Source organism: Streptomyces sp. WI03-4A (genome assembly GCF_033792105.1).
Lineage (GTDB): Bacteria > Actinomycetota > Actinomycetes > Streptomycetales > Streptomycetaceae > Streptomyces > Streptomyces collinus_A.
Window position 1 is genome coordinate 1 of sequence record NZ_JARAUO010000023.1, and the last position, 20,365, is coordinate 20,365.

The following is a 20,365-nucleotide window of genomic DNA, read 5'->3' on the forward strand; positions in this document are numbered from 1 at the left end:
GCCGCCGCCGCGCCCGCCGGGCCCCGCGCGTCCGTGCCGGCGCCCCGCCGCCGGCTGTTCCGGCGGCCCGTCGCGGGTCCCGCCGCCTCCTCGCGGGTCGCCGAGGTCCGCTCGCTGTCGGTGCGGCGGAGCCGGATCACCGCCCTGCGGGAGGTCGACCTGACCGTGGCGCCCGGCGAGACGATCGCCCTGATGGGCCGCAACGGCGCCGGGAAGTCCACGCTGCTCGGCTCGCTGGTCGGGCTGGTCGAGCCGAGCGCGGGCACGGTCCACGTCGGCGGCGCCGTACCGCACCGCACCGCACCGCCCGAGCTGGTGCGCCGGGTCGGTCTGGTGCCGCAGGAGCCGCGCGACCTGCTGTACGCGGACACGGTGGCCGCGGAGTGCGCGGCCGCCGACCGGGACGCGGGTGCCGAGCCCGGCACCTGCCGGGCGCTGGTGTCCGGGCTGCTGCCGGACATCACCGACGACACCCATCCGCGTGACCTGTCGGAGGGGCAGCGCCTGGCGCTCGCGCTGGCGGTGGTCCTGGCCGCCCGGCCGCCTCTGCTGCTGCTCGACGAGCCGACGCGCGGTCTGGACTACGCGGCCAAGGCCCGCCTGGTCGCGGTGTTGCGCGGGCTGGCCACCGAGGGGCACGCCATCGTGCTGGCCACCCACGACGTGGAGCTGGCGGCCGAGATCGCGCACCGGGTGGTGCTGCTCGCCGACGGCGAGGTGATCGCGGACGGCCCGACTGCGGAGATCGTGGTCTCCTCGCCGTCCTTCGCCCCGCAGGTCACCAAGATCCTGGCCCCGCAGCGCTGGCTGACGGTGGCCGAGGTACGGAAGGCCCTGGCATGACGACCGCGCACACCCCACGCCCGGACCGCACCGGCGAAGGCGGCGAGGCCCCCAGCGCCCGCGACACCGAAAGGACGCACGGCACCGGCACGGACCGCACGGGCCACGACCGCTCCCCCGGCTCCGCCGGCTCCCCGGGTCCCGTCGACGCCGCCCGTCCAACCGGCCCCACGCGCACCACCCGTCCCAGCCGTCCCGCACGCGCCGTGCGCGCCGTACCTCTCGGCCCCCGCTCCCTGGCCGCGCTCGGGCTGGTCAGCGCGGTGGGTGTGGTGGCCTTCTGCTGGCCCTTCCTCGCTCCGCCCAGCTCGCGGCTCAGCGCGCACGCCGAGGACGCGCCCTGGCTGTTCGCCGGTCTCCTGGTGCTGCTGGTCGCCGTCGTGGCGGCGACGATCTCCGAGTCCGGTCTCGGCCCGAAGGCCGTGGCGATGCTGGGTGTGCTGGCCGCGACCGGGGCGGCGCTGCGCCCGGTCGGCGCGGGCACCGCCGGGATCGAGCCCATGTTCTTCCTCATGGTGCTCAGCGGCCGGGTGCTGGGTCCCGGCTTCGGGTTCGTGCTCGGCTCGGTCACGATGTTCGCGTCCGCGCTGCTCACCGGCGGGGTCGGGCCGTGGATGCCGTTCCAGATGCTGGCCATGGGCTGGTTCACCATGGGCGCCGGGCTGCTGCCCGGCCGGTCCCGGCTGCGCGGCCGAGGGGAACTGCTGCTGCTCGCGGGCTACGGCTTCGCCGCCGCCTTCGCCTACGGCACGGTCATGAACCTGGCCGGCTGGCCGTTCATGGGCGCCCTCACCTCGAACATCGCCTTCGACCCGCACGCGACGGTCCCGGCCAACCTGGCCCGGTTCGCCGCGTACTGCCTGGCCACCTCCATGGGCTGGGACCTGGGCCGGGCGGTCTGCACGGTCCTGCTGACCCTGTTCGTCGGGCCGGCGCTGCTGCGCGCGCTGCGCCGGGCCACCCGGCGGGCCGCCTTCGAGACCGCGGTCACATTCGACGCACCCGCCCCGTGAGCGTCCGGCTGCGGAGCGTGAGGCGGCCGGTGAAGCACCCCACATGACGCAGGTCACCTACGATCCGGGGCCGTAGCGGCAAATGTCCGATACGCCCTCTCGCGCACCCCTTCCGACCTGCGCTTTGAGAGCCACGCCACACGGGTGGTCCGAGCCGCAGATCCGGCCACAACTAGTAAAAGGGGTCATTGCGGACGCGCCTCGGGCCTGTTTGTCTGGACGACGTCGCCAGGCGCCACGAGCCCGAACGGGTCCGGGCGCCGACGTATGCGGCCACCGCGTCAGGTGGTCCGGATGCGGGCGATCCCCCGTCCCCGACGCAAGAGGTTCTCCGTGTCCGTCTCCTTCGTCCGCCGCATCGCTTCCCCGAAGAAGGCCCTCACCGCCGCCGCCCTGGCCGCCGCCACCGCCGGCATGGCGCTGACCGCGGCGCCCGCCCAGGCCGCGCCCTCCACGGCCTCCTCCGCCCAGGCGATCGCGCACAAGATGATCCCGGACGCCGCGCAGTACAACGCGTTCAGCAAGATCGTGGAGCACGAGAGCGGCTGGAACCCCGCCGCCACCAACAGCTCCTCCGGCGCCTTCGGCCTGGTCCAGGCGCTGCCGGGCTCGAAGATGGCCTCGGCCGGTTCCGACTGGAAGACCAACCCGGCCACCCAGATCAAGTGGGGCCTGGACTACATGAACTCCCGCTACGGCAGCCCGGCCAAGGCCTGGTCCTTCTGGCAGGCCAACGGCTGGTACTGAGCCGGCCGGCAGCAGCACCCCCGGGCCGCGTACGGCCCACCCCCCTTCGCATGACCCCGCCCTCGGCCGCCCCGCTGTGAACCAGCGCGCGACGCCGGCCAGGGCCGCCCGGTACGACCCGCACGGTCGACGGGCCCCCCTTACGCACCCGCACCCTCGCCCCGCACCCGGCGAGGGTGCGCGCGCATGTCCGGACGCGGGCGAGCGGCACGGCGGCCGGAGCCACGGCGGAGTCGGCGCCCGTGCCCCCCGGCGCGGCCGCGCCCGCCCCGCGCCGACTCCCCGCATCCGCCGACCGGGCTGCTTTTCCCCCGTCGCGGGCGTGTCCTCTGCCATGACCGGATTCGTCATGCCCGGATGGCCGCGGACGCAGGCTTCGCCGGGGCGTCCGAGGAGGAACGATGACGACACCGACGGCCGGCCCGGAGGGGCGCGGGGTACGGCTGGTGGCCGTGCTGCTGGTGCTGACGGTGGGCAGCGGCCTGATCGACGCGGTGAGCTATCTGGGCCTCGGCCGGGTCTTCACCGCCAACATGACCGGCAACGTGGTGGTCCTCGGGTTCGCCGCCGCCGGGGCGCCCGGCTTCTCGGTCCCGGGTACCGCCACCTCGCTGGTCTGCTTCCTGCTGGGTGCGGTGGTGGGCGGCCGGGCGGCGGCGCGGTACGGGCGGGGCTCGCGCCGCAGATGGGCGCGGTCGATCCTGGCGGCGGAGGCGCTGCTGGTCGGACCGGCGGCGGCGGTGGGCTTCGGCTGGCCGGGCACGACCGGCACCCGCTACGCCCTGATCGCGCTCACCGCCTTCGCGATGGGCCTGCGCAACGCCACCGTGCGCAGGCTGGGCGTGCCGGACCTGACGACCACGGTGCTGACGATGACCCTGACGGGCCTGGCCGCCGACTCCCGCCTCGGCGACGGCAGTGGCCGGCGTTCCCCGCGCCGTACGGCGTCGGTGGTCGCGATGGTCGTGGGCGCCGCGCTCGGCGCCTGGCTGGTCCTCCACCTCGGTCTCGGCGTCCCGCTGCTGGTCGCGGCGGCGGCCGCGGGGGTGCTGGCCGTGGTGGCGTCGGGCCGCGAGTGAGCGGCGACGGGTTCGGGGACGCGGGATTCGAGGGTGCGGGGATTCGGGGCGCGGAAGCTCGGGGGAGGCAGGAACAGGGCATAGGGACGGGTTGTTCCTGCCTCCCTCGGGGTGGGCCGGCGGCGCCGGGAGCCGTCGGCCCCGTTCGGGGGCTCAGCCCGTGGTGACCCGGAGTTCCTTGACCCCGTTGATCCAGGCCGAGCGCAGCCGGCGCGGTTCGCCTGCCAGGCGCAGGGTCGGCATGGCGTCCGCCAGGGCGTTGAAGATCAGGTCGATCTCCAGGACCGCCAGGGACTTGCCGAGGCAGTAGTGGGGTCCGCCGCCGCCGAAGCCGAGGTGCGGGTTGGGGTCGCGGGTGACGTCGAAGGCGTCGGGCGAGGCGAAGACCTCGGGGTCGTGGTTGGCGGAGGCGTAGAACAGGCCCACCCGGTCGCCCTTCGCGATCCGGGCCCCGCCGAGTTCGGTGTCCTGGGTGGCGGTGCGCTGGAAGGCGTTGACCGGGGTCGCCCAGCGGACTATCTCCTCGGCGGTGGTCGCCGGGCGCTCGCGTGTGAAGAGGTCCCACTGTGCGGGGTGGGTGAGGAAGGCGTGCATGCCGTGGGTGATGGCGTTGCGGGTGGTCTCGTTGCCCGCCACCGCCAGCATGAGCACGAAGAAGCCGAACTCGTCGGAGTTGAGGTTGCCTTCGTCCTCGGCGGCCACGAGGGTCGTGACGATGTCGTGGGCGGGGCACTGCTTGCGTTCGGCGGCCATGTTCATGGCGTAGGCGATGATCTCGGCGGCCGACTGCGCGCCGACCTCCGCGGTGATCGCGTACTCGGGGTCGTCGTAGGCGATCATCCGGTTGGACCAGTCGAAGATCTTCGACCGGTCCTCCTGGGGAACGCCGATCAGTTCGGCGATGGCCTGGAGGGGCAGTTCGCAGGCGACCTCCGTGACGAAGTCGAAGGGGCCCGAGCGGGCGCGGGCGGCGGTGACGATGCCCTCGGCGCGGGCGCGCAGCCGGTCCTCAAGAGCCCGGATGGAACGTGGCGTGAAGCCGCGCTGCACGATCTGGCGGACCCGGGTGTGTTCGGGCGGGTCCATGTTCAGCAGGATCAGCCGCTGGGCGTCGATCGCGTCGCGTTCGATGTGCTCGTTGAAGCGGATGATCGCGGTGTTGAGGGTGGAGGAGAAGATCTCCGGGTGGGTGGAGACGTACTTGACGTCCGCGTGCCGGGTCACGGCCCAGTAGCCCTCGTCGGCGAAGCCCGCCAAGCCCTGGGGCTGGGGGATCCAGCGGACCGGTTCGGTGCGGCGCAGCTCGGCGAACTCCGGGAGGGGCACGCGGTGGTGCAGCAGGTCGGGGTCGGTGAAGTCGAACCCGTCGGGCAGCGCGGGGCAGTGCATCGGCGGCTCCCGTCGTCCGTTCTGACGGTCCATCAGGTATACGGCTGCCGTGAAGGTAGTAACGGGTTCTACAAGTGGCAAGACATGCGTCGGCCTCAATTGCGTGGGTAATTCGTGCAGATCACGACTTCGGAGGCTGCACGACCCTTGCGGCGACGGACACCATGTCAGCAGACTTCGACCAGAACTAGTACGCGTTCTAGTTCTGCGTGGCGGGCGGGCCGGGACGCTCCCGCGCCGCGCGGGCGACCGAGGAGAGGACGCACCCCCATGGCCGCGGAACCCGTGATCGTCGAAGCCGTACGCACCCCGATCGGCAAGCGCGGCGGCGCGCTCGCCCATCTGCACCCCGCCTACCTGCTGGGCGAGACCTACCGTGAACTGCTCGGCCGCACCGGCATCCCCGCCGACGCGGTCGAGCAGATCGTCGGCGGCACGGTGACCCACGCCGGCGAGCAGTCCATGAACCCCGCGCGCACGGCCTGGCTGACCATGGGGCTGCCGTACGAGACGGCGGCGACGACCGTCGACTGCCAGTGCGGCTCGTCGCAGCAGGCCTCGCACATGGTGGCCAACATGGTGGCGGCCGGCGTGATCGACGTCGGCATCAGCTGCGGGGTCGAGGCGATGTCCCGGGTGCCGCTGGGCTCCGGCTCCAAGCACGGGCCCGGCAAACCGTTCCCGGACGAGTGGAACGTCGACCTGCCCAACCAGTTCGAGGCGGCCGAGCGGATCGCCCGGCACCGCGGCCTGACCCGTGCGGACGTGGACGCGCTCGGCCTGCTCTCGCAGGAGCGGGCGGCGCACGCCTGGGCGGAGGAGCGCTTCAAGCGGGAGACCTTCGCCGTGCAGGTGCCCACCACCGAGGAGGAGCAGCACGCCGGGCAGGGCATGTGGCGGCTGGTGGACCGGGACGAGGGACTGCGCGACACCTCGCCGGAGGCGCTGGCGGGCCTGAAGCCGGTGATGCCGACCGCCGTCCACACCGCCGGGAACTCCTCGCAGATCTCCGACGGCGCCGCGGCCGTCATGTGGGCGTCCAAGCGCATGGCGCGCGCCCTGAAGCTCAGGCCGCGCGCCCGGATCGTCGCCCAGGCGCTGGTCGGCGCGGATCCGCACTTCCACCTCGACGGCCCCATCGACGCCACCCACGCCGTGCTGGGCAAGGCGGGCATGACCCTGCGGGACATCGACCTGGTCGAGATCAACGAGGCGTTCGCCTCCGTCGTGCTGAGCTGGGCCCAGGTCTTCGAGCAGGACCTGGAGAAGGTGAACGTCAACGGCGGCGCGATCGCGCTCGGCCACCCTGTAGGCGCGACCGGCGCCCGTCTCATCATCACCGCTCTGCACGAGCTGGAACGCGCCGACAAGGAGTTCGCGCTGATCACGATGTGCGCGGGCGGCGGGCTCGCGACCGGGACGATCATCCAGCGGCTGTAGGAACCGTCCGGAACCCGGCCTCGACCCCGGCCTCCGGCGCTCCGCCGGGGGCCGCACGCTCCTCCGGACGTCCGAAATGTCCGCTCGGTGACGCGACAAGGATCACAGCGGAGGGCCGTTGTTGCTGGCCGAAAGGGGGCAGACGCACCTGCGTACGCACCCTTTAGCTGCGTTATGCATCTACTCGCGTACGGGACGTAAGGGCCTCAACGCCCCCTATCGTCGTTTTTCGGCCCGTCGCACGCCACCGCCGCCGTCCGGGTCGCGCCCTGTCCCCGTCGAAAGGTAGGCGAGCCCCGTTTTGGCGACCGTCACAGCCGTCACCCCCTCCCTGAAGATCCCCAGGGCCCGCAAGGCGTCCGACGTCACCGTCACCGACCCCGCCCTCGTCAAGCGCGCCGTGAAGGCGGCCGCGCTCGGCAACGCGATGGAGTGGTTCGACTTCGGTGTCTACAGCTACATCGCGGTCACCTTGGGCAAGGTCTTCTTCCCCTCGGGCAACCCGACCGCGCAGTTGCTCTCCACCTTCGGCGCCTTCGCCGCGGCCTTCCTGGTCCGCCCGCTCGGCGGCATGGTCTTCGGCCCGCTGGGCGACCGCGTGGGACGCCAGAAGGTCCTCGCCGTCACCATGATCATGATGGCGGCCGGCACCTTCGCGATCGGCCTGATCCCGTCGTACGCGACGATCGGTGTCGGAGCGCCGCTGCTCCTGCTGGCCGCCCGCCTGGTGCAGGGCTTCTCCACCGGCGGCGAGTACGCGGGCGCCTCGACGTTCATCGCCGAGTACGCACCGGACCGCAAGCGCGGCTTCTTCGGGAGCTGGCTGGAGTTCGGCACGCTGGCCGGGTACATCGGCGGCGCGGGCCTGGTCACCCTGATGACCGCCCTGCTGTCGACGCACGACCTGCTCTCCTGGGGCTGGCGGATCCCGTTCCTGATCGCGGGCCCGATGGGCATCATCGGCCTCTACCTGCGGATGCGCCTGGAGGAGACCCCGGCCTTCGCCGCCGAGGTCGAGAAGGCGGAGGCCGCCCGGCCGAAGGTGCCGCTGCGCGAGATGGTCGCGGGCCAGTGGAAGGCGCTGCTGCTGTGCATGGGCCTGGTGCTGGTCTTCAACGTCACCGACTACATGCTGCTGTCGTACATGCCCAGCTACCTCACCAGTGAGCTGAAGTACGACGAGACCCACGGGCTGCTGGTCGTGCTCGCCGTGATGGCCCTGATGATGATCGTCCAGCCGTTCGCCGGCGCTCTGACCGACCGGGTCGGCCGCCGCCCCGTCATCGCCGTGGGCTGTGCGGGCTTCCTGCTGCTGTCCGTCCCGGCCCTGCTGCTGATCCGCCAGGGCAGCCTGCTGGCCGTGGGTCTCGGTATGGGCGCCCTGGGTCTGCTGCTGGTCTGCTTCACCGCCGCCATGCCCGCCGCACTGCCCGCGCTCTTCCCGACCCGGGTCCGCTACGGCTCCCTGTCGATCGGCTTCAACGTGTCGGTGTCCCTGTTCGGCGGCACCACCCCGCTGGTGGTCACCGCGCTGATCGGCGCGACCGGCAACATGATGATGCCCGCGTACTACATGATGGCCGCCGCGGTCGTGGGCGGCTTCGCGGTCTGGCGGATGACCGAGTCCGCCGGCCGGCCGCTGCCGGGTTCGGCACCGTCCGTCGAAGGCCGCTGAGCCCTGCGGGAGCCGCGGTCCGGGGGCCGCGCGGTGTCCGCACCCCGGGCCGCGCGATGTCCCGCACCCCGGGGCCACGTGGTGCTTCGCGCCCCAGTGACCGTCTGGGCGCCCCAGGGACCTCGCCCCGCCGGGCTCGCTCGGCGCTCTCCCGGCGCCCGTCGGGCCGCGGCCCGAGGGGACGCCGCGCGGTCCCGTACCCCAGGAGCCACGTGGTTTCCCGCGCTTCCGGGGACCGCGCCCGGCCGCGCTCACCCGGCGGTCCCCCGGCCCGGCGCGCGTGGGCGGCGCCCGACGACCACGAACCGCCCCGCGCCGCCCGCGACACCCCGGCAGGGTGACGCCGAGCGCCGCGCCCTGCCTCAGCCGGTTCTCCGCCGCCCGTCGGACGGCACCGAGCCCGCGAATCGAGGGGCCGCGCGGATTCCCGCACCCTGGGACTCCGCGCCCGAGCGGGCTTGGCCCGGCGGCGCCGAGCGCCGCGCCCCGCCTCAGCCGGTTCTCCGCCGCCCGTCGGACGGCACCGAGCCCGCGATTCGAGGGGCCGTGCGGATTCCCGCACCCTGGGACTCCGCGCCCGAGCGGGCTTGGCCCGGTGGCGCCGAGCGCCGCGCCCCGCCTCAGCCGGTTCTCCGCCGCCCGTCGGACGGCACCGAGCCCGCGATTCGGGGGGTCGCGCGGATTCCCGCACCCTGGGACTCCGCGCCCGAGCGGGCTGGCCCGGTGGCGCCGAGCGCCGCGCCCCGCCTCAGCCGGTTCTCCGCCGCCCGTCGGACGGCACCGAGCCCGCGATTCAGGGGGGACCCCTGGGGCTCCGCGCCCGAGCGGGCTCGTTCGGGGCTTTCCCCGCTGCGCGCGCGGATGCGCGGATGGCGTCGAGCCGACCGCCGCGCCCGGCCGCCGGCCGCTCGCCGACAGCCGGCGACGGCCCGCCCACGGCGGTCACGACCGTCGATCCCGCCACCGCGCCGGCCCTCGTACGACGCTCCCTGCGGCCGCTGCCGCCCCCGCCGACCGTGCCGCCCCTCCGCCGGTCACCCCGTCCGCGCCGCTCTGCTGAGACCATTCATGTGGACGGACGGACACTCGGGAAAGGCAGCAGGCGCATGAGCGGTTCGCAGCTCTGGGACGACGTCGACTTCTACTTCAGCAGCCATCTGGCACCGGACGACGAGGCGCTGCAAGCGGCCCTGCGCGACAGCGAGGCCGCAGGGCTGCCGCACATCGCCGTCACCGCGCCCCAGGGCAAGTTCCTGCAACTGCTCGCGCAGATCCAGGGCGCGCGGAACATCCTGGAGATCGGCACCCTCGGCGGCTACAGCACGATCTGGCTGGGCCGCGCCCTGCCCGCCGACGGCCGGCTGATCTCCCTGGAGTACAACGCCAAGCACGCGGACGTGGCGACCCGCAACATCGCCCGTGCGGGCCTGGAGCGGATCGTGGAGGTGCGGGTCGGACCGGCGCTGGAGTCGCTGCCCAAGCTCGCCGACGAGAACCCGGCCCCCTTCGACCTGGTCTTCATCGACGCCGACAAGGTGAACAACCGGCACTACGTGGAGTGGGCGCTGCGGCTCTCCCGCGCGGGCAGCCTCATCGTGCTGGACAACGTGGTGCGCGGCGGCGGGGTCACCGACGCCGACAGCTCGGCCCCCGACATCGTCGGCACCCGCGCCGCCATCGACCTGATCGCCTCGCACCCCCGGCTCACCGGCACCGCGGTGCAGACGGTGGGCAGCAAGGGGTACGACGGCTTCGCGCTGGCCCGGGTGCTGGGCTGAGGCCGCCCGGGCTCACGCCTCGTGGTAGAAGCCCACGTTGACGCTGCGCGGTCCGGTGCGGTCCTGCACGACGACCTCGCCGGAGCCGCCGCGCGGCAGCTGCACCGCCCCGCCGTAGGCCACGGTCTGCGCGTACTCCCCGACGATGAGCCGGACTTCGGCGGACGGCTCGGCCTGCGAGCCGCGCAGCCAGGACAACTGCCAGACACCGTCCGGGCCGCACTGGAACTCCAGGTGCACCCGGGAGACGAACAGCCAGTCCTCGGGGGTGACGAGCCGGCACACGGCCGCGTCCCGGCCCACCCGCAGCACGGCGCCCGGCTCGCTGGGCGCGTCGGCCATCGTCATGCCGGCCGTGGCACCCGCGTCGGCCCCGGAGACGGTGGCCATGGTCAGTTCGAGCACGTGCGATTCCCCCTGAAGAAGCTGCGACGCCACCAGACGTCCCTGTCGCGACGCCGCCGTCGCCGGCATCGTGCGGTGGCCGGTCCGCGGCTCCGCCGCCGCATGATAAAACGCCCGGCCGGGCCGCGTCCGGCACAATGGGTTCATGACCGAGCGAAAGCCACCCGGTGTCCCGTTCGAGTCGTGGGTCGACAAGCAGATCCGCGACGCGCAGGGCCGGGGCGAGTTCGAGCGGCTGCCGGGGGTGGGCGAGCCGCTGCCCGCGGATCTCGACTCCACGTACGACGAACTGTGGTGGATCAAGCGGAAGATGGCCCGCGAGGGCCTCGCGGTGCTGCCGCCCGCGCTGGCCCTGCGCAAGGAGGCCGAGGACGCCCTCGCGGCGGCCTACGCGGCCCCCTCGGAGCGGGCCGTCCGGCAGATCATCACCGAGGTCAACGTGAAGATCCGCGACATGATGTTCAAGCCGCCGCCCGGCCCGCCGCTGGGCAAGAAGCCGTACGACGTCGACGAGGTCGTCCAGGAGTGGCGCAGACTGCGGGCGGCGGCGAAGGACGCGCGGGTCACGGACGCCTAGGGCCTGTTGCGAAAGTGGCCTCGTCGCCCGAAGGGCGGCCGGGCGTCGCACGGCAGAGGACCACTTTCGCAACAGGCCCTGGGCCGGACACGGCCCAGGACGCACGCGCAGGGCCCGCCGCGGCGGCGGGCCCAGGCGTTCAGATGTGTTCAGGTGTGCGTCAGCCCGGCGTTCACAGATGCAGCAGGCGTCCGGCCAGCTCCCGGTAGTCCCGCAGGGCCAGCCTGAGCTGCTCGGTGTCGGCCTCGCGGGCCCGCCCGCCCTCCTCGTCCTGCCAGGACATGCGCAGGGTGCGGCGGCGGCGCGTCACCGCCTCGCTGAAGCGCGCGGCGATCTCCTCCAGCTCCCGGTCGGCCTCCTCCACCGCGGCCCTGGGCTCGTCCACGAACCCCGCGGCCGTACGGCGCAGCTCCGACTCCCAGTGCTCCGTCTCCTCGTGCGGCATCAGCGGGGTGCTCCCGCCGGCCTCCTCGGCACCGCCCCGGGCCCCGGCGGGCGCGGCCGGCCAGGAGTCCGTGCCCCGGCCGTTCGTCGTCGTCGCCTCACGTCCGCTCAGCCCACCGGGCGAGGGCGCGCCGAGTCCGTCGTCGGGCATCGAGCCGCCCGAGGCGATGTCCTCCCGGCCTGTTCCGGTGGCGCCGGGGGTGCGTCCGAGGGCGCCGGGGGTACCTCCGGTGGTGCCCTGGTTGCCGTCGCCCGGCGCCCCCGTCCGCGTCTCGCCTCGCGCGTCCCGGGCCTCGGTGGGGGACCCGGCCGCGCCGGTCACGTCGTCGGCGGCGGACGACCACCCGTCGTAGCGGTCGTCCGGCGTCGTGCCCGCCCGGCCTTCCCGCTCGCCCGCCGTCGTACCCGCACGGGCATCGCGGGCGCTCCGGTCGTAGACGTCCTGCCGGTCGTACTCGTCGTGGCCGCCGTACCGCTCGTCCGCGACCGGTTCCGGCGACAGCCGCTCGGGCGTCACCGGCTCGCCCGGGAGCCGCTCACCGGGTCGCCGCTCGTCGTCCGGCCGCCGTGTCGTACCGGAGACGTCCTCCCCGGCCGGGTACCGCTCGCGGCCCGGCCCGGTCTCCCTGTCCTGGGCCATGGCTCAGCTCTCCTTCGGGTGGCTCTTGCTGAAGGACCACGCGTGGGGGCGGGTCCCGTCGGTGCCGCCGGACCGGCGGCCGTCACCGTGGCCGTCGCCGGAAGCGGCGCCCGCGTGGGCGTGGGTACGGTGCCGGTCGGTCGTCCCGCCGGTGTCGATCAGGTCGTCGAAGAGGGCGCGGGCGTCCACCAGTGCCGTCCGCAGCTCCTCGGTCCCGGTACCGGAGCCGTCCGCCCCGGTGGCCGCCCCGTCCCGGGCGACGCGGTGCACCCGGCGGTAGCCGTCGACGTGGTCGGCGTGGTGCACGGACAGCGCGGCGAGCTGCTCCTCGTAGCGTCCGCCGTCCGGGTAGCCGCGGACGCCGGCGACCTCCGCGAGCAGCCGGTCGGCCTCGGCCACCGCCTCCCGCGGCGCGTCCACGAACCGCTCCTGCACGGCCGTCCAGCGGTCCGCGTACCGTTCCCGTTCTGCGGGCTCCAACGGGCGTTCCCGCAGCCCGCCGTGGCGTTCGACGCGCTCCGCCAGCTCACGTTCGGCGGCTTGGGTGTCCCCGTCGTGCCGGGCGACCGTACGCTCGTACTCGGGCCCGAAGCGCCTCTTGAGGTCCGGCCCGCCGTGCCGGCCGCGGGCGCGCAGAGTCAGAAGGGCGGCGACGAGGACCACGACCGCCACGATCACGATGACAGCGATGATCATGCCTGTGGACATGGTTGCCTTCCGGATCGGACCGGCCCCGCTGGCCGGTTCTCCCTTCGTGTGACCCGGAACACCCCCCGCAAACGGCCGCCGGTCCACCGGACGGCGCGACGGTCGACGGCCCCGCGGTCACCGAGCCCTATTTCCGGTTGCGGGGGGTGCGCGTCGGCGGCCGAGAATGGCCGGCATGACATGGACCGTCGCCCCGGAGCCGTACGACTCGCCGGCCGCCCTCGCGCTGTGGCGGGCGTACTACACGGAGGTCAGCGACCGCTGGTACCTGCTGCACGAAGGGCACCGCACCGGCCCGGCCGAGCTGGAGCGCGCGATCGCCGCCACGACCGGCGCCGAACTCGCCCCGCCGAAGGGCGCGTTGCTGATCGCCCGGTACGACGGCGAGCCGGCCGGATCGGCGGGCGTCCGGCTGCTCGACGCGGAGACCGCCGAACTCACCCGGGTGTTCGTGTCCGAGGGGATGCGCGGCCGGGGCGGGGCCGCGCTCCTGGTGGCCGACGCCGAGGACGCGGCCCGCGCCCTGGGGGCGCGGCGGATGATCCTCGACACCCGCGCCGACCTGGTGGAGGCCCGCGCCCTGTACGCCCGGCTCGGCTACACGGAGACCGGGCCGCACAACGACGACCCGTATGCCGAGCACTGGTTCCGCAAGGAGCTGCGGGACCGCGAGGCCGTCACCTGACGTCCCGCGCCGTGACGGTGTGCGGCCGCTCGCGCTCCGAGCCGCACAGCTCGCCCGAGAGGTCCCGCACCAGCTGCGCCAGGTCGGTGGAACGGCCCGGCTGCCACCAGTCGCCGAGCAGCTCGGCCAGGGACTCCTCGCGTGCCCGGGCGAGCCGTTCGGCGACCTGGCCGCCGGACTCGGTGAGTGTCAGGTCCAGGCCCTGGCGGGCGACCAGGCGCCGCTCCTCCAACTGGCGTTCCGCGGCGAGGACGACCTCCAGGGGGACGTCGGTGCGCTCGGCGAGCATCCCAGGTTCCACCGAGCCGTATTTGCGGATGCGCAGCAGCATCCAGCCGGCGGCGGGCAGCAGGTCGCTCCCGACCCGCTCGGTGATCTTCCGGTAGATCTCCCGGCGGCCGTCGCGGGTGCCCAGCACCGACAGCGCGCGGCACATCTCGTCGTTCGAGGAGCGTTCGACCGGGTTGGGCGGGATGGTCTCGGAGAGGTCCGGCGCGGTGACCGAGCCGCGCAGCCGGTCCTCCTTCAGGAACCAGGCCAGGACGAAGCCGAGGAGAGCGACCGGGGCGGCGTAGAGGAACACGTCGGTGATAGCGGACGCGAAGGCGTGCAGGGCCGGAGTGCGCAGCGAGGCGGGCAGGGCGGCGATGCCGCGCGGGTCGGCCTTGAGCGCGTCGGCCGAGACGCCTGGCGGCAGCCGCACCCCGCGGAAGGCGTCGGCGAGCTTGTCGGCGAGGCGGCTCGCGAAGACGGTGCCGAAGATGGCGACGCCGAAGGACGCGCCGATGGAACGGAAGAAGGTCGCGCCCGAGGTGGCGACGCCGAGATCCTCGTACGACACCGCGTTCTGCACGATCAGCACGAGCACCTGCATGACCAGGCCGAGGCCCAGGCCGAAGACGAAGAAGTAGACGCTCATCTGGGCGGTCGAGCTGTGCTCGTCGAGCCGGTGCAGCAGGAGCAGGCCGATCGCGGTGACGGCGGTGCCCGCGATCGGGAAGACCTTCCAGCGGCCGGTGCGGCTGACGATCTGCCCGGAGACGGTGGAGGACAGCAGCAGGCCGAACACCATCGGCAGCATGTAGATCCCGGACACGGTCGGCGAGACGCCGTGGACCACCTGGAGGAAGGTCGGCAGGTACGTCATCGCGCCGAACATGGCGAAGCCGACGATGAAGCTGATGACGGCGGACAGGGTGAAGGTGCGGATGCGGAACAGCTTGAGCGGCAGGACGGGTTCGGCGGCCCGGCTCTCCACCCCGACGAAGGCGACGGCGAGGACGACACCCAGCACGATGAGCCCGATGATCTGCGGCGAGCCCCAGCGCCAGGTCGTGCCGCCGAGCGAGGCGACCAGCACCAGGCAGGTGGCGACGGCGGCGATCAGGAAGGTGCCGAGGTAGTCGATGACGTGGCGGGCGCTCTTGCGCGGGATGCGCAGGGTGGTGGCGATCACGGCGAGCGCGACGATCCCGACCGGCACGTTGATGTAGAACACCCAGCGCCAGCTGAGGTGTTCGGTGAACAGGCCGCCCAGCAGCGGCCCGAGCACGCTGGTCGCGCCGAACACGGCGCCGAACAGCCCCTGGTAGCGCCCCCGTTCACGGGGCGGCACGACGTCGCCGACGATCGCCATCGACAGCACCATCAGCCCGCCGCCGCCCAGGCCCTGCAGCGCCCGGAAGCCGATCAGCTGCGGCATGTCCTGCGCCATGCCGCACAGCGCGGACCCGATCAGGAAGATGACGATCGCGGTCTGGAACAGCCTCTTGCGCCCGTACTGGTCGCCGAGCTTGCCCCACAGCGGGGTCGCGGCCGTGGAGGCGAGCAGATAGGCGGTCACCACCCAGGACAGGTGCTCGAGGCCGCCCAGGTCGCTGACGATGGTGGGCAGCGCGGTCGACACGATGGTCTGGTCGAGCGCGGCGAGCAGCAACCCGAGCAGCAGGGCGCCGATCGAGACGAGCACATTGCCGGCGACGTGCTCGTCGGCCCGCGCGTCCTTGGCCGTTCCGTGCGTGTCCAGGGCCATGAAGACCTCCCGGGGCTCGGGTGCACACCTCCCATCGTGGGCGGTATGGCCGTACATGGCCTGTTGAGTTCCCTGTATGGCTGGTTTGCCGCGTGTTCCGCCGGGGCGGATGTGGAGGACGTCTGCATAAACTCGGGACTTCCCGAGGGGAGGGACGACGCGTGACGGAACCGACGGGCCTCACCTGCCCCGAGTGCGGAGCGCCGAGGGGACCGGACAACACCCCGTCCTGCGACTGCACCCGCCGCGCCGCGGACGCCCTGCGCGCCACCCGCACGGCCGAGGCAGCAGCAGCGGAGGACTTCGACCCCCTGCGCATCCGGCCGTACGTCGAGGTCCCGGGAGCCGTGGAGGACGACGAGGTTCCCGGGGGCGGACGGGGCGTGGAGGAGGCAGGACGCGGAGCTGCGGGCGCCTGGGGTGCGGCGCCCGGGGCTGCGGACGCCGAGAGCGCGGCGCGCACGGCGGCGGACGCCGAGAGCGCGGCGCGAAGGGCGGCGGACGCCCAGGACGCGGCGCGTAGCGCGGCAGACGCCGAGAACCCGGCGCGAAGGGCGGCGGACGCCCAGGACGCGCCGCGTAGCGCGGCAGACGCCGAGAACCCGGCGCGTGTTGTACCGGGCGCCGAGGAACGAACGCGGCCGCTGCCGGCGACCGAGGAGGCGACGGCTCGGGCGCGGAGCGAGACGCGGGGGACGCCGGTCTCCGGGCAGCGGACCCCTCCTCTGCCGGCCGCCGATGACCCGACGCGTCCGGTACCCCCCATCGGGGATCGGGTGCGACCGCCGGTGATCGCCGAGCCGCCGCCGAGCCCTGCTGGTGGCCCCGACGGGCTGACTGGTGGCCCCGGAGGGCCGGGTGGCGTCGAGCCCCTGCTGCCGGGGCCGGAGCCGTCGGCCGGGGCAGGCGCGAGGAGCGGTGGAGCTCTCGCCGGAGAGGCGAGGCGTCGTTCGCGGCGGATTGTCCTGGCGGCCGCCGCCGGGGTCGTGGTCGTGGCGGCGGCCGGGGTCGCGAGCGGGCTGCTCTCCTACCACGCGCCGTCGCGGAACCGGGTGGCCCAGGAGGTGCGGCAGAGCGTGCCCGAGGTGACGGCCACGGCCACCTCGCCGGGGCCCGCGTCGCCCGCTCCGCGTCACACGGCCCCGGCGCGCACGACCCCGTCGGCCGAGCCGACGCCGTCGCCCACCCTCACCTCGCCGTCCCCGTCGCCCACGGTCACCGAAGGCGCGTCCCACCCGGCTTCGCCGAGCCCGTCGACCGGCAGTCCGAAAGCCGCGCCGACCAGCCGGCCCCCGGTGCTGCGCCTGGGCGACGAGGGCCCCGAGGTCACCGAACTCCAACTCCGCCTGAAGCAGCTCAACCTGTACGGCGACCAGGTGACCGGCGTCTTCACCCGCCCCGTGCAGGACGCCGTGCGCAACTACCAGTGGGCCCGCGGCATCGTCTCCGACGACCTCGGCGTCTACGGCCCGGCCACCAGGGCGAGCCTGGAGGCGGAGACGTCCCAGCCGTGAGTCCGTGAGCCGACGCGCCGCCGGCCGGCGCCGGCCCGGGGCAGGCGCGACAGGGCAGCTCAGGCCGCGTGGGCGCCCACGTGCAGCCGTATCTCCCCGTCCACGGCGGCCTCGACCCGCACGTGGGTGAGGTCGGGGACGACCACGTCGGGGCCGTGGACACCGGCCCGCGGGCCGACGCCCACGACGCGCATCCCAGCGGCCTTCCCCGCCGCGACACCCGCTCCTGAGTCCTCGAAGACCACGCAGTCGGCGGGGGCGATACCGAGTTCGGCCGCGCCCTTGAGGAAGCCCTCCGGATCCGGCTTGCTCGCGCCGACCGACTCCGCCGTGACGCGGACCTCGGGCAGCGGCAGGCCGGCGGCGGCCATCCGGGCGGTGGACAGAGCGACGTCGGCGGAGGTCACCAGGGCGTGCGGCAGCCCGCGCAGGGAGGCGAGGAACGCGGCCGCGCCGGGCACCTCGATCACGCCGTCCAGGTCGGCGGTCTCCTCCGCGAGCATGCGGGCGTTGTCGGCGAGGTTCTGCCGCGTCGGCCGGTCGGGCAGCAGCACCGCCATCGACGCGTGGCCCTGCCGGCCGTGCACGACCTTCATCACCTCGTCGCCGTCCAGGCCGTGCCGCTCGGCCCAGCGCCGCCAGATGCGTTCGACCACGGCGTCCGAGTTGACGAGGGTGCCGTCCATGTCGAGCAGGAAGGCGCGGGCGGTGAGGACGGTGGCCGGCATCGGCAGCTCCAGGGAGGAAGAACGGGACAAGGCGGCCCCGCCCGCCGGTCAGGGAAAACGGGCGGGGGCCACTTTGTTTCTCTACGGTACAAAATAGGGGCGGGATCGCGCCACCACCCCGGGCGGGCGTTCACCCGCCGTTCGCTCAGCCGGCGACCGCCTCGTACAGGCTCCAGACACCGAGCGCCAGCATCAGCAGCGCCGCGATCTGCGTGATCAGCCGCAGCGGAACCCGCTTCATCAGGGCCTTTCCACCGACGATGCCGAGTCCGGCCACCGCCCACAGACCGAGGACCGCACCCAGGCCGACGGAGATCGGATCGTCGTAGCGGGCCGCGAGGTTGGCCGTCATGATCTGGGTCAGGTCACCGAACTCGGCGACCAGGATGAGCATGAAGCCGGTGCCGGCCACCTTCCAGAAGGACTGGTCGGCGGGCCTACGGATCTCCTCCTCTTCCTCCCCCTTCTTCAGCAGCAGCACGGCCGCGCCGGCGAGGAAGAGGACTCCCGTGAGGGCGTGCACGATCTGCTGGGGCAGCAGGGTGAGCACGCTGCCGGCCGCGACGGCGAGCACGACATGCAGCAGGAAGGCGGCGGCGACGCCCGCGAAGACGTAGGAGGCCCGGTAACGGGTGCCCAGGACGAGACCGGCGAGCGCGGTCTTGTCCGGCAGTTCGGCGAGGAAGATGACGCCGAAGACGAGCGCCGTCACGGTAATGCTGATCAAGATTCCTCAATCGGTCGGGGCTGCCCCACCGAGAGCGTTGAACGTCACACGCGACACCTCGGCATGGCAGCACACTGCGCCCGTGCCGAGGGGCACGCGCGTGCACTGCTTGCCGAAGGTCTCGCTGGCGGCCCGTACGGGATCCGCCTCCGGGCGCCGGCTCAGGCTGGCTGAGCAGTATGTCGACGGTCCGGCGAAGAGCTACTCCCCTTCTGCGCTCCCCATGGTACGGGACGTGAAAGTTCCGCAGTGAACCTTGTCGTGTCATGCACACGTCACTAGATTCACACCGAGCGCTCACCCCCCGGCAACACGGCACCGCGAGCATTCCCTCGCTCGCGCCCAAAACCCCCACCCCGCAAGGGAGTTCGCATGTCCAGGTTCTACGCGCGTCGACGGCTGAGCATACTCTCGGCCCTCACGGGCCTGATAGCCTCCGTCGCCCTGTTCAACTCCCCGAGCGCCTCCGCCGCCCTCCCCACCCCGGTGAGCGCCGCCACCGCCCGCAGCTACCTCTCCCAGCTGACCGTGGCCACCGAGAACCGCACCGGCTACAGCCGCAGCCTCTTCCCGACCTGGATCACCATCTCCGGCACCTGCAACACCCGCGAGTGGATCCTCAAGCGCGACGGCACGAACGTCGTCACCGACTCCGCCTGCACCGCCACCAGCGGCAGCTGGTACTCGCCGTACGACGGCGCCACCTGGACCGCCGCCTCCGACGTGGACATCGACCACCTCGTCCCGCTCGCCGAGGCCTGGGACTCCGGCGCGAGCAAGTGGACCACCGCCCAGCGGCAGGGCTTCGCCAACGACGTCACCCGGCCCCAGCTCCTCGCCGTCACGGACAACGTGAACCAGGCCAAGGGCGACCAGGACCCCGCCACCTGGATGCCGTCGCGCACCGCCTACCGCTGCACCTACGTCCGCGCCTGGGTGCAGGTGAAGTACTACTACGACCTCTCGGTCGACTCCGCGGAGAAGACCGCGCTGACGAACTACCTGGCGAGCTGCTGACCCCGGCACCGCCGGACGTCGCCGCCCAGCCGACCGCCCTCCCGACCGCCGCGCACGCCCGGTCGCGGAGGGCGGCGCCGTCACGGGAGTACGGCCAGGTCGCGGGGTACGGCTACGCAGGTCGCGGGCTACGGCTGCGCGGGCCTGCGCCGCACCAGGAACCCGGCCGCGGCCCCCGCCCCGAACAGCGCCACCACCGACACCCCGGCGGCCAGCCAGGTGGCACCCAGCCAGCGGCCGCCGAAGTAGCCGAGCGCGACGCTGTAGCCGGCCCACGACAGGCCGGCCAGCGCGGACCAGGGCAAGAAGTCACGGGCGCGGCGGTGCGCGGCGCCCGCGCAGAAGGAGACCACCGAACGGCCGGCGGGGGCGAAGCGGGCCAGCACCACGAGGGCGCCGCCGCCCCGGGCCAGGGCCTCACCCAGGCGTTCCTGCGCGGCGGTCAGCCGACGGGACCGGGCTATCGCGCGGTCCAGGCGCTCACCGCCCCGCCAGGCCAGCCGGTAGGCGACCAGATCGCCCAGGACCGAGGCGGTCGCGGCGGAGAGGGTCAGGGCGAGGATGTCCGGCACGTCGTGCGGGACGTGACCCGCCGCGCTGGACCCGGCGGCGGCCGCCGTGGCCGCCGTGATGACGAGCACTCCGCTCGGCAGCACCGGCACGAACACGTCGAGGAGCACCGACAGGCCCACCATGGCGTAGATCCATGGGCCGGCGGCCAGTGACCCCAGGCTCTCCAGCACTCCGACTCCCCCGTAGCTCCCCCGACGACAGCCATACAGCGTACGCCGCGGGTGTGACAGAGGGGCCCAGGGGGGCACATGCGACCGAAAACGGGGTTTTCACCGTCGGGCCGCGCCGGCCATCACCGGCCTCTTCAACGGTGACGGCGCCCCTCCCCGCCGTGCGGAGAGGGGCGCCGTG

At 73.7% G+C, this 20,365-nt stretch carries 19 protein-coding genes; 11 read left to right on the forward strand and 8 right to left on the reverse strand.

All coding sequences use genetic code 11. From position 1 onward, the window contains the following. The 4 genes from PV343_RS22605 to PV343_RS22620 form a co-directional block, all read left to right on the forward strand. The coding region (locus tag PV343_RS22605; protein WP_319148776.1) for an ATP-binding cassette domain-containing protein at nt 1-843 on the forward strand (843 nt) is incomplete at its 5' end. Beyond that, nucleotides 840-1,856 carry an ECF transporter S component gene (locus PV343_RS22610; protein WP_319148777.1) on the forward strand — a complete coding sequence of 339 codons (1,017 nt, stop codon included), beginning with the start codon at nt 840-842 and terminating at the stop codon, nt 1,854-1,856. The genes PV343_RS22605 and PV343_RS22610, both read left to right, overlap by 4 nt. Before the next feature lie 333 nt (nt 1,857-2,189). Further along, on the forward strand, nt 2,190-2,603 hold the full coding sequence (locus tag PV343_RS22615) for a transglycosylase SLT domain-containing protein (RefSeq protein WP_319148778.1): 414 nt from the start codon (nt 2,190-2,192) through the stop codon (nt 2,601-2,603). A gap of 401 nt (nt 2,604-3,004) precedes the next feature. Further along, nucleotides 3,005-3,682: a YoaK family protein gene (locus PV343_RS22620; protein WP_319148779.1), complete on the forward strand. Its 678-nt coding sequence runs from the start codon at nt 3,005-3,007 to the stop codon at nt 3,680-3,682. 153 nt (nt 3,683-3,835) lie between these two features. Here PV343_RS22620 and PV343_RS22625 read toward each other — a convergent pair whose 3' ends face one another. Continuing rightward, the gene (locus PV343_RS22625) at nt 3,836-5,071 is read right to left on the reverse strand and encodes a cytochrome P450 (RefSeq protein WP_319148780.1); all 1,236 of its coding nucleotides are present in this window, start codon (nt 5,069-5,071) and stop codon (nt 3,836-3,838) included. Nucleotides 5,072-5,341: 270 nt separating this feature from the next. Between PV343_RS22625 and PV343_RS22630 the strand changes: the two genes are divergently transcribed. From PV343_RS22630 to PV343_RS22640, 3 genes are all read left to right on the forward strand, one after another. Beyond that, nucleotides 5,342-6,511 (forward strand): steroid 3-ketoacyl-CoA thiolase, encoded by a 1,170-nt coding sequence (locus PV343_RS22630; protein ID WP_319148781.1) that lies wholly within the window; start codon nt 5,342-5,344, stop codon nt 6,509-6,511. A 301-nt stretch (nt 6,512-6,812) separates the two neighbouring features. After that, a complete protein-coding gene (gene proP, locus PV343_RS22635; protein ID WP_319148782.1) occupies nt 6,813-8,186 on the forward strand; it encodes a glycine betaine/L-proline transporter ProP in 1,374 nt (457 codons plus the stop codon). Nucleotides 8,187-9,292: 1,106 nt separating this feature from the next. Continuing rightward, entirely contained in the window at nt 9,293-9,964 is a 672-nt protein-coding gene (locus PV343_RS22640; RefSeq protein WP_319148783.1) for an O-methyltransferase, read from the forward strand. 12 nt (nt 9,965-9,976) lie between these two features. Here PV343_RS22640 and PV343_RS22645 read toward each other — a convergent pair whose 3' ends face one another. Beyond that, a complete protein-coding gene (locus PV343_RS22645) occupies nt 9,977-10,369 on the reverse strand; it encodes an FHA domain-containing protein (RefSeq protein WP_020939748.1) in 393 nt (130 codons plus the stop codon). 145 nt (nt 10,370-10,514) lie between these two features. On the opposite strand from PV343_RS22645, the gene PV343_RS22650 reads away from it, so the two are divergent. Beyond that, a complete protein-coding gene (locus tag PV343_RS22650) occupies nt 10,515-10,946 on the forward strand; it encodes a DUF1992 domain-containing protein (RefSeq protein ID WP_319148784.1) in 432 nt (143 codons plus the stop codon). A gap of 172 nt (nt 10,947-11,118) precedes the next feature. Here PV343_RS22650 and PV343_RS22655 read toward each other — a convergent pair whose 3' ends face one another. Both PV343_RS22655 and PV343_RS22660 read right to left on the reverse strand, forming a co-directional pair. After that, complete coding sequence (locus tag PV343_RS22655; protein WP_319148785.1) at nt 11,119-12,030, reverse strand: hypothetical protein; 912 nt, start codon at nt 12,028-12,030, stop codon at nt 11,119-11,121. A gap of 3 nt (nt 12,031-12,033) precedes the next feature. After that, the gene (locus tag PV343_RS22660) at nt 12,034-12,738 is read right to left on the reverse strand and encodes a hypothetical protein (RefSeq protein WP_319148786.1); all 705 of its coding nucleotides are present in this window, start codon (nt 12,736-12,738) and stop codon (nt 12,034-12,036) included. A 175-nt stretch (nt 12,739-12,913) separates the two neighbouring features. On the opposite strand from PV343_RS22660, the gene PV343_RS22665 reads away from it, so the two are divergent. Next, complete coding sequence (locus PV343_RS22665; protein ID WP_319148787.1) at nt 12,914-13,423, forward strand: GNAT family N-acetyltransferase; 510 nt, start codon at nt 12,914-12,916, stop codon at nt 13,421-13,423. Here the strand turns inward: PV343_RS22665 and PV343_RS22670 are convergent. Next, a complete protein-coding gene (locus tag PV343_RS22670) occupies nt 13,416-15,455 on the reverse strand; it encodes an MDR family MFS transporter (RefSeq protein WP_319148788.1) in 2,040 nt (679 codons plus the stop codon). The two genes, PV343_RS22665 and PV343_RS22670, sit on opposite strands and share 8 nt — an antisense overlap. A gap of 161 nt (nt 15,456-15,616) precedes the next feature. Between PV343_RS22670 and PV343_RS22675 the strand changes: the two genes are divergently transcribed. Then, nucleotides 15,617-16,969 (forward strand): peptidoglycan-binding domain-containing protein, encoded by a 1,353-nt coding sequence (locus PV343_RS22675; protein ID WP_319148789.1) that lies wholly within the window; start codon nt 15,617-15,619, stop codon nt 16,967-16,969. Nucleotides 16,970-17,028: 59 nt separating this feature from the next. Here PV343_RS22675 and PV343_RS22680 read toward each other — a convergent pair whose 3' ends face one another. Both PV343_RS22680 and PV343_RS22685 read right to left on the reverse strand, forming a co-directional pair. Then, nucleotides 17,029-17,697, reverse strand: coding sequence for an HAD-IA family hydrolase (locus tag PV343_RS22680; RefSeq protein ID WP_319148871.1), 669 nt, complete (start codon nt 17,695-17,697; stop codon nt 17,029-17,031). Between the two features lie 145 nt (nt 17,698-17,842). Beyond that, a complete protein-coding gene (locus tag PV343_RS22685; RefSeq protein ID WP_319148790.1) occupies nt 17,843-18,424 on the reverse strand; it encodes a TMEM165/GDT1 family protein in 582 nt (193 codons plus the stop codon). 372 nt (nt 18,425-18,796) lie between these two features. Here PV343_RS22685 and PV343_RS22690 point away from each other — a divergent pair, with 372 nt between their 5' ends. Then, complete coding sequence (locus tag PV343_RS22690) at nt 18,797-19,441, forward strand: HNH endonuclease family protein (RefSeq protein WP_319148791.1); 645 nt, start codon at nt 18,797-18,799, stop codon at nt 19,439-19,441. A gap of 128 nt (nt 19,442-19,569) precedes the next feature. Here the strand turns inward: PV343_RS22690 and PV343_RS22695 are convergent, their stop codons facing one another. Then, entirely contained in the window at nt 19,570-20,184 is a 615-nt protein-coding gene (locus tag PV343_RS22695; RefSeq protein WP_319148792.1) for a DedA family protein, read from the reverse strand. Between the last annotated feature and the right edge of the window lie 181 nt (nt 20,185-20,365).

Coding starts and splice junctions, on each gene's coding strand:
- PV343_RS22610 (WP_319148777.1), top strand. CDS start 840: ATGACGACCGCGCACACCCCACGCCCGGACCGCACCGGCGAAGGCGGC.
- PV343_RS22620 (WP_319148779.1), top strand. CDS start 3,005: ATGACGACACCGACGGCCGGCCCGGAGGGGCGCGGGGTACGGCTGGTG.
- PV343_RS22625 (WP_319148780.1), bottom strand. CDS start 5,071: ATGCACTGCCCCGCGCTGCCCGACGGGTTCGACTTCACCGACCCCGAC.
- PV343_RS22630 (WP_319148781.1), top strand. CDS start 5,342: ATGGCCGCGGAACCCGTGATCGTCGAAGCCGTACGCACCCCGATCGGC.
- PV343_RS22640 (WP_319148783.1), top strand. CDS start 9,293: ATGAGCGGTTCGCAGCTCTGGGACGACGTCGACTTCTACTTCAGCAGC.
- PV343_RS22650 (WP_319148784.1), top strand. CDS start 10,515: ATGACCGAGCGAAAGCCACCCGGTGTCCCGTTCGAGTCGTGGGTCGAC.
- PV343_RS22655 (WP_319148785.1), bottom strand. CDS start 12,030: ATGGCCCAGGACAGGGAGACCGGGCCGGGCCGCGAGCGGTACCCGGCC.
- PV343_RS22660 (WP_319148786.1), bottom strand. CDS start 12,738: ATGTCCACAGGCATGATCATCGCTGTCATCGTGATCGTGGCGGTCGTG.
- PV343_RS22665 (WP_319148787.1), top strand. CDS start 12,914: ATGACATGGACCGTCGCCCCGGAGCCGTACGACTCGCCGGCCGCCCTC.
- PV343_RS22670 (WP_319148788.1), bottom strand. CDS start 15,455: ATGGCCCTGGACACGCACGGAACGGCCAAGGACGCGCGGGCCGACGAG.
- PV343_RS22680 (WP_319148871.1), bottom strand. CDS start 17,697: ATGCCGGCCACCGTCCTCACCGCCCGCGCCTTCCTGCTCGACATGGAC.
- PV343_RS22690 (WP_319148791.1), top strand. CDS start 18,797: ATGTCCAGGTTCTACGCGCGTCGACGGCTGAGCATACTCTCGGCCCTC.